Source organism: Pantoea sp. R102 (assembly GCF_004916815.1).
In the GTDB taxonomy this organism is placed as follows: domain Bacteria; phylum Pseudomonadota; class Gammaproteobacteria; order Enterobacterales; family Enterobacteriaceae; genus Pantoea; species Pantoea dispersa.
The window spans coordinates 20,441-28,558 of record NZ_SDFT01000055.1 but is presented as its reverse complement, the minus strand read 5'-3'; the positions used below and the strand labels follow the sequence as shown (position 1 = coordinate 28,558).

Below are 8,118 nucleotides of genomic sequence, written 5' to 3'. Positions count from 1 at the left end.
ACGCGCTGTTGCAGGAGCTGCAGCTGGCCAAGGACACCGCAGACAAAGCCAACCGCTCCAAAAGTGAGTTTCTCGCCAGCATGAGCCATGAGATCCGCACGCCGCTGCACGCCATCATTGGTCTGCTGGAGCTGGAAACCCGCTCGCAGCCGTGTGAGACGCTGTCAGAGAATATTCGCGTCGCCTACAGCTCGGCTCGCGCGCTGCTGTCGCTGATCGGCGATATCCTCGATCTGTCGAAGATCGAATCTGGCCAGTATCAACCCACGCCGGAAACCGTTTACCTGCCGGATGTGATCGATCAGGCGGTGACGCTGTTTCGCAACAAAGCCGAAAGCAAAGGGATCGATCTGCGCGTAGAGATGGACATCGCGGCCTACTGGGTACAGACCGATCCGCTGATGATCAACCAGATCCTGTCTAACCTGTTGAGTAACGCCATTAAATTTACCGATCGCGGCAGCGTAACCGTGGTGCTGATGCAGGGGATTGGCCAGGAAGAGGAAGGTTGTGAGTTCGTCATAGAAGTGAGCGATGACGGCTGCGGCATGACCGAGGAGCAGCAGCAGGCGATTTTTGAGCCATTTGTCCAGGTCGGTGAACGTCAGCAGCAGCAGATTGGCACCGGTCTTGGCCTGAGCATCTGCCGCAATCTGGCAGAGCTGCTGGATGGCGAACTGATTGTGGAGAGTACGCCAGGTGAAGGATCGGTGTTCTCCTTCTACTTCCGCGCGCCGGCCGGCGAACCGCGCGATCAAACCCAACCGCATCTGACACAGCCGCTGGTCACCGACAAGCTGTCAGTGCTGGTGATTGATGATCATGCGCCCAATCGCCTGCTGCTGGGTAAACAGCTGGAGCTGGCGGGCCATCAGGTGGTGGTGAGCGAAAGCGCCGTCGAAGCGCTGAAGCTGTGGCAGCAGGATCCGCTGCGCTTCGACTTGATCATTACCGACTGCAATATGCCCGGCATGAACGGGTTTGAATTTGCCCAGGCGCTGCGCCAGCATGAACGCCACCATCATCTGCCGCCGATCACGCTATACGGCCTGACCGCCTCCGCCGAGCAGCACATCATGCAGCGCTGCCTGCAGGCTGGCATGAACGACTGTCTGTTCAAGCCGCTGAATCTGGATACGTTGCTGGCGCAAATCACCCACTGTCCACGCCGCACGCCAGGCACGCCACACATGCCTGACAGCGAGGCCGCAGCCGTGACCGGGCAACCTGTTGCTGATACCGCCGTCGCCGCGCTGCCGGCCCCTGTGGCGGTTCCGACTTTTGCGCCGCTGCTGATGCAGCTGGCTGAGCGCGATCCTGCCAGCTGCATCACCCTGCTGGAAAGTATTCGCACCAGCCACGATGAATTGCTGGCGGCGCTGCAGCAAACCACTGATGCTCACGCGCTGTCACAGCTTGGCCATAAGCTGAAAGGCGGTGCCAGCATTCTTAACGCCAGCGCGCTGATGGAGCTGGGGCGCAAGCTGGAGAAACACCAGCAGGAAGGACACGATGTCGCGCAACTGATTGCCGCCATCGCGTGCGAAATTAACACCGTCAATGAAACATTAATTATCTTTGAACAATATCGGCTGAAAAATCAGCAGGTTTTATAAAAACATAATCTTATCAAGACATTTCTCGGTTCGCCGGGATAAGCCGCCAGACATAATGTCCGCCAGCGCCATCATATCGGTGTCGTAAAAGGGAGATCTATGTTTAATGCAAAAATTCTCATCGTTGATGAGCATCGCCTTGTTGCGGCTGGGGTGCAGGCTTTATTATTAATGAATGGCTTTAATTGTGTCACTACAGCAAACACAATTAATGATGGTATTGACGATGTTATTCATCAGCACATCGACATCCTGATTTTAGATCCTGATTTCAAAGAGAAAAATGGCATCGCCTTTTTACGCGATATCGTAAAATCTAAAACCTGGATGAAAGTCATTCTGCTCAGTCAGAGCAGTAACAATCACCTGCTTATACAATCGCTTAGTCAGGGCGCTAACGGCTTCGTGTCGAAATACGACCCGATTCAGACGCTGATCGCCGCCATTGGCTGCGTATTTAATAATGTAAATTATCTGCCCGGCGATATTCTTGACCGGCGCCAGCGCTATGTGAATGAACAGGATATGTTGTCGCGCCTGACCGAGCGGGAAACGCTTATTTTACGTCAGCTGGCGCAGGGAAAATCCAATAAAATCATTGCCTGTGAATTAGGATTAAATAACAAAACTATCAGTACTTATAAAACTAAAATTTTTCAAAAGCTCGAATCAAAGAATCTGGTCGATATTATCGAACTGGCACGGCGAAACGGTGCCTGCTGAAGCCAAAATCAAGACCAGTCTTGCGGATTAATTCGACTGAGGCATGGCATCATCACCTCGTCCTCACCCGGGATTGTTATAGAGATTGAGTCATACAGGAATTTATAACCACAGAGCTAATTTATTAGCCCAATCTTCATGCCATTACAGGGCGCGCAGGTTTCTTCCCGTGCCTGGCGAAAGTGGTCCGATACTTTCGTCTGCGACTTGCCGCCCTGCTTTTTTTTGATGTTTCTCACAGGCTGAGCGCCGCAAATTTCCAGCCCGCACTTTTCCCGCTAGAGTTCACTCATCCGACCACTCACTGAGTAAGTGATCATGACTGAGCGTTATCCGCATCTGTTTGCCCCGCTGGATCTGGGCTTTACGCAACTGAAAAACCGTTTCCTGATGGGCTCAATGCACACCGGTCTGGAAGAGCATGCTGATGGCGCTCAGCGCCTCGCTGCCTTCTACGCCGAGCGCGCCCGGGAAGGCGTTGCGCTGATTGTGACCGGCGGCATCGCGCCCAATGCGCAGGGCGTGGTGGCGCAGGGCGGAGCCATGCTGACGAACGAAACCCAGTGCGGCTGGCACCGCCAGATAACTGATGCGGTACATGCTCAGGGGGGCAAAATTGCGCTGCAGATCCTGCACGCCGGGCGCTACAGCTATCAACGCGATCTGGTGGCGCCCTCGGCGCTACAGGCGCCCATCAACCCGTTTACACCGCAGGCACTGAGCGAAGTGCAGATTGAACAAACCATCGCGGATTTCGCGCGCTGCGCCCGGCTGGCGCAGCAGGCCGGTTACGACGGTGTCGAAATCATGGGTTCCGAAGGCTACCTGATTAATCAGTTCCTGGTCGCCCATACCAATCAGCGCGACGACGGCTGGGGCGGTGATCTGGCGCGGCGGCAGCGCTTTGCACTGGAAGTGACGCAGGCGGTGCGCGCCGCCGTCGGTGATGCCTTTATTATTATTTTTCGCCTGTCGATGCTCGATCTGGTGAATAACGGCAGCTCGCTGCAGGAGACGCTGCAGCTTGCCACGGCGCTGGAGCAGCGCGGCGTGACGCTGTTCAACAGCGGCATTGGCTGGCATGAAGCCCGCATTCCCACCATTGCCACCTGCGTGCCGCGTGCCGGTTTCGCCTGGGTCACGCAGCATCTGCGCCAGCACGTCAGCGTACCGGTTATCGCTACCAACCGTATTAATCATCCTCAGGTGGCGGAAGAGATTGTGCGCGACGGTATTGCCGACATGGTGTCGATGGCGCGGCCATTTCTTGCCGATGCCGCGTTTGTCAGCAAAGCGCAGGCGGGCCAGCCCGACGCCATCAATACCTGCATCGCCTGTAATCAGGCCTGTCTCGATCAAATCTTTGCCGGCAAGGTCACTTCCTGCCTGGTCAATCCGCGCGCCTGTCATGAAACGCTGATGCCGGTCATCGCCGCCGCGCAGCCAAAACGCCTGGCGGTGGTAGGTGCCGGTCCGGCCGGTATGGCGTTCGCGCTGCAGGCGGCGCAGCGCGGCCATCACGTCACCCTGTATGAAGCCGATGCGCAGATTGGCGGCCAGTTTAATATCGCCCGCCAGATCCCCGGCAAGGCGGAGTTCAGCGAAACGCTGCGCTATTTCCGCCATCAGCTGGCAGCCGCAGGTGTTGAGCTGTGCCTGAATCATCGCGTCAGCGCCGACGAACTGGAACAGGCGGATGAAGTCATCATCGCGACCGGCATCACACCGCGCCAGCTGGCGATTCCGGGCATCGATCACCCCAGCGTGCTGAGCTATCTCGAGGTGATACGCGACAAAAAACCGGTTGGCCAGCGCGTGGCGATTATCGGTGCCGGCGGCATTGGTTTCGACACCGCGGAGTTTCTGCTGCAGCACGCCGATCGCGAGGAAGACTTCTACCAAAGCTGGGGCATCGATCGCAGCCTGCAGGCGCGCGGCGGTTTAGTACGTCCACAGCCGGCTCCTGCCGACCGCCAGATCTGGCTGCTGCAGCGTAAATCCGGCAAACCGGGCGCCGGACTGGCGAAAACCACCGGCTGGATCCATCGCGCCAGCCTGCAGGCGCACGGCGTGCAGATGTGGGGTGATGTGGAGTATCTGAAGATTGATGATGACGGGCTGCACCTGCGCCATCAGGGGGAAGCGCTGACGCTGGCGGTAGATAACATCGTGATTTGCGCCGGTCAGGAACCGCTGCGTACGCTGGCGCAGGCGCTGGCCGCACGCGGCAAAGCCGTGCGGCTGATCGGCGGTGCCGACGTCGCGCAGGAGCTGGACGCACGGCGCGCCATTGCTCAGGCCACTGAGCTGGCGCTCAGCCTGTGATTAACGCAGCTTGACCGAACGCAGCACCACAAATTTGGCGTTAGAGGCCACCAGCTCGCAGTTGCCAAACAGCTTCTTCATTTTCTGATGATAGCCAAGGTGGCGGTTGCCGACGATGCGCAGCTCGCCGCCATACTGCAGGCAGCGTTTGGCGTCACGCAGCATCTGCCACGCCAGGTGGTCGGTCACCGCGTGCTGCTGATGGAACGGCGGATTGCACAGCACCGCATGCAGTCGGTCCGACGGAAAACCGCTCAGCACGTTGTTAACCCGAAACTGGCAGCGCGCCAGATCCTGCGGTCGGTTGAGCTCAACGTTGAGCTGGCTGGAGGCCACCGCCATGTAAGATTCATCGACGAACAGCACCTCGGCCTGCGGATTCTGTTCCAGCGCCTGCAGGCCAATCACGCCGTTACCGCAGCCGAGATCGACGATTTCGCCCTCAATATCGTGCGGCAGGTGTTGCAGAAAGAAGCGCGCGCCAATATCCAGCGCCGCGCGGGCGAACACATTGGCGTGATTGTGGATATGATACGGCGTCTCGTCGAGCGGCCACACGGTGGTCGCCGGCACGTCCGCCAGCGCCGGCGCGCTGAAATGGCTGTAAATCAGACGCGCTTTTTTCCACGCCAGTGAGGTTTTACTCTCACCGAGAATGCGTTCAAACAGCTGCAGCGTGGAATTATGGATGTCTTTGGCTTTACCGGCCGCCAGAATCAGGGTATCCGGCGTGACGACCGTCCGCAGCGCGCGCAGCTGGTGCTCAAGCAGCGCCAGCGCTTTGGGCAGCTTAATCAGTACCGCCGCCGGGGCAGCCGGCAACGGCGCCAGGCTATCAAGAAAGTGTACCGACGCTTCATCCAGACCGTTGAGACGCAGATTCTGCCGGGCGGCCTGCTGGCTGAGCCACGAGTCGCTAACGTGCCAGATTTCCCGATCGTTCAGCCCGCAGGTCAGCGCGCCAAAGCTGTCATTGAATACCAGCACCGGGCCTGCCGGCAGCGCCTGCTGCAGCAAATATTCATCTGCGGCGTCCCACGCCTGTAGCGGGCTCTCTTCGCGCATCGGCGGGAAGCGCTGAAGCGTCAGCGTGCGATCGGTCAGTTCAAGTTGGCTCATGGAATCTCCGGCGTGGTACACTTTGCGCGATTTTCGCCCTGAAAAGGGGGCGCAGTATACTGTCTTTCGTCGGGAATCCCAATGCCATTAATCTATCTGCAGGGTTACCCTGAAAACATCCTCGAACAGGTGCAAGTGCTGATTGATAATCAGCGATTAGCCGCCTTTTTGCAGCAGCGTTATCCCGATACACACGACGTCGTCAGCGACCGGGCGCTCTATGACTACACGCAGGCGCTGAAAAACCGCTATATGCGCAGCGCGCCGCCGGTGAGCAAGGTCATCTGGGATAATAAAATCAAAGTGATGAAGCATGCGCTTGGCCTGCACACCGCCATTTCCCGCGTGCAGGGCGGTAACCTGAAAGCCAAGGCCGAAATTCGCATCTCGACCTTTTTCCGCCTCGCGCCGGAACCCTTTCTGCGCATGATCGTGGTACACGAACTGGCGCACCTGAAAGAGAAAGATCACAGCAAAGCGTTTTATCAGCTGTGCTGCCACATGGAACCGGACTACCACCAGCTGGAGTTCGACGCGCGCCTGTGGATGACCGAACAGGCGCTGCGCGGCAACGCGGCCTAAAGAAACTCCTGCGCTTTCTGGATCAGACTGGTTTTGGTCAATGCGCCAAGGAAGCGACGCTCCTGCGCATTATTCAGCACCGGTAAACGCTCCAGCGTCACGCGTGCAAACGCCTCCCAGCCTTCACGCATGCTCTGGTGCTGGTAAATGCAGGGGAAATTATCATCCATCACGCTGCTGACCGGCGAATCCAGCGTGATCTCCTGTGCCAGCACTTTGCGCGAAATATCATGAATTGATACTACGCCAAGAAACTGACCGGCCTGATTAATGACGTAGACGTAGCGCTCGCGCTTGAGTGAACTCACCGCCAGCGCCTGCCCGACCGATTCCGCCGGCTGCAGCGCCGCGCCGGGGATGATCAGCTGATCAACCCGCATATTATCAAAATCATATTTCGCTTCTGAACGATTAAGGTGATGGCTTACCACCGGATAGGTGCTGGCGGACTGCAGCCGGTAGACCAGCATTGACGCCAGCACCGAGGCGATCATCAGTGGGAACAGCAGGCTGCTGTTGAGCGTCATCTCCAGCACCATCAGCATCGCCATCAGCGGCGCCTGACTGACCGCCGCCAGCACCGCCGCCATGCCCACCGCCGCATACAGCAGCGTATTGCCCACCGGCAGATGCAGCAGCACGCCAGTCTGCGCCAGCGCCACGCCGAGCAGCGCACCAATCAATAATGAGGGTGTGAACAGGCCGCCAACCGCGTTGGAGCCGACCGAGAGCGTGGTCGCCAGCATTTTCAGCACCAGCAGGCCGAGCAAACCGGCCAGCAGATAGTTGCCTTCAATGATTTTCACGATCACTTCATAGCCGTTACCAAGGATATCGGTGGAGATCAGCGCCAGTAAGCCAACCGCAAAGCCGCCCGCGCCCAGCCTGAGCGGCAGCGAGCGCACGCGGCTGAACAACGCTTTGCTGCGTGCAATCAGCTTGATTAACAGCCAGCCCGCCACGCCCGCAGCAAAACCAATCACGACGGTCATCATCAGGCTGGTGACATCCATTTGAAACAGCGTATCGGAAAGCGGATAGAGCGCGCTGCGAAAACCGAGCGACCACATGGTCATCACCGCCACCGCCGAGGCGATAATCAGCGGAATCAGCCGCTGCAGCGCTGAAATACCAAAGGCGATTTCCGCGACAAAAATCGCGGACGCCAGCGGCGCGTGATACACCGACGACAGACCGGCGGCCGCCGCCATCGCAACGATGTCGCTGTTGCGCATATTGAGGGACGCTGGCAGCCAGCGCCCCAGCAGGCTGCCGCTCAGCGCCGACAGCTGCACCATTGGCCCCTCTTTACCAATCGACGCCCCGCTGCCGATACTGGCAATCGACGACAGCGCGCGAAACAGCGAGGTTTTGGTGGGCACCGCATCCAGCCGCGCGTTAATCACTTCAAGGTAATCGGTTTTCACCGTCTCCTGCTGCTCAATCGCCACCGCGTAGCGCAGGAACCAGCCGGCCAGCAGCCCGCCCGCCCCCACCAGTAGCGGCCAGAAGATCCACGGCCAGACGTGCATCGCGACCGTGATTTCGCTGTCGCTGTGAAACAGCAAATGATTAATGAGATCGATGATGCCGCGAAACGCCAGCGTGACCAGCGAGGCCACCAGGCCCACCGGAATGGCGATCAGCAGTGTGGTCCAGTTCAGTGCGTGTTTGCTTCCGCTCACCCGGCGTCCCCGCATGTCGGTTAAAAAAGGGTTTGGCATCATCATATTGGAATGCGGATCGCAGGATC

6 protein-coding genes are annotated in these 8,118 nt (G+C 58.3%); 4 read left to right on the top strand and 2 right to left on the bottom strand.

From position 1 onward, the window contains the following. The 3 genes from ERD80_RS07930 to ERD80_RS07920 form a co-directional block, all read left to right on the top strand. On the top strand, window positions 1-1,616 hold a 1,616-nt coding region (locus ERD80_RS07930), incomplete at its 5' end, for an ATP-binding protein (protein ID WP_136546464.1). 99 nt (window positions 1,617-1,715) lie between these two features. After that, window positions 1,716-2,339 (top strand): response regulator transcription factor, encoded by a 624-nt coding sequence (locus tag ERD80_RS07925; RefSeq protein ID WP_021509694.1) that lies wholly within the window; start codon window positions 1,716-1,718, stop codon window positions 2,337-2,339. A 318-nt stretch (window positions 2,340-2,657) separates the two neighbouring features. Further along, window positions 2,658-4,664 carry an NADPH-dependent 2,4-dienoyl-CoA reductase gene (locus tag ERD80_RS07920; RefSeq protein WP_136546462.1) on the top strand — a complete coding sequence of 669 codons (2,007 nt, stop codon included), beginning with the start codon at window positions 2,658-2,660 and terminating at the stop codon, window positions 4,662-4,664. Here ERD80_RS07920 and rlmG read toward each other — a convergent pair whose 3' ends face one another. Further along, window positions 4,665-5,783 (bottom strand): 23S rRNA (guanine(1835)-N(2))-methyltransferase RlmG, encoded by a 1,119-nt coding sequence (gene rlmG / locus ERD80_RS07915; protein ID WP_058771320.1) that lies wholly within the window; start codon window positions 5,781-5,783, stop codon window positions 4,665-4,667. Between the two features lie 81 nt (window positions 5,784-5,864). Between rlmG and ERD80_RS07910 the strand changes: the two genes are divergently transcribed. Further along, complete coding sequence (locus tag ERD80_RS07910; RefSeq protein WP_136546460.1) at window positions 5,865-6,365, top strand: M48 family metallopeptidase; 501 nt, start codon at window positions 5,865-5,867, stop codon at window positions 6,363-6,365. Here the strand turns inward: ERD80_RS07910 and ERD80_RS07905 are convergent. Next, window positions 6,362-8,050 (bottom strand): chloride channel protein, encoded by a 1,689-nt coding sequence (locus ERD80_RS07905; protein ID WP_058781153.1) that lies wholly within the window; start codon window positions 8,048-8,050, stop codon window positions 6,362-6,364. The genes ERD80_RS07910 and ERD80_RS07905 overlap by 4 nt on opposite strands. Window positions 8,051-8,118 lie beyond the last annotated feature (68 nt).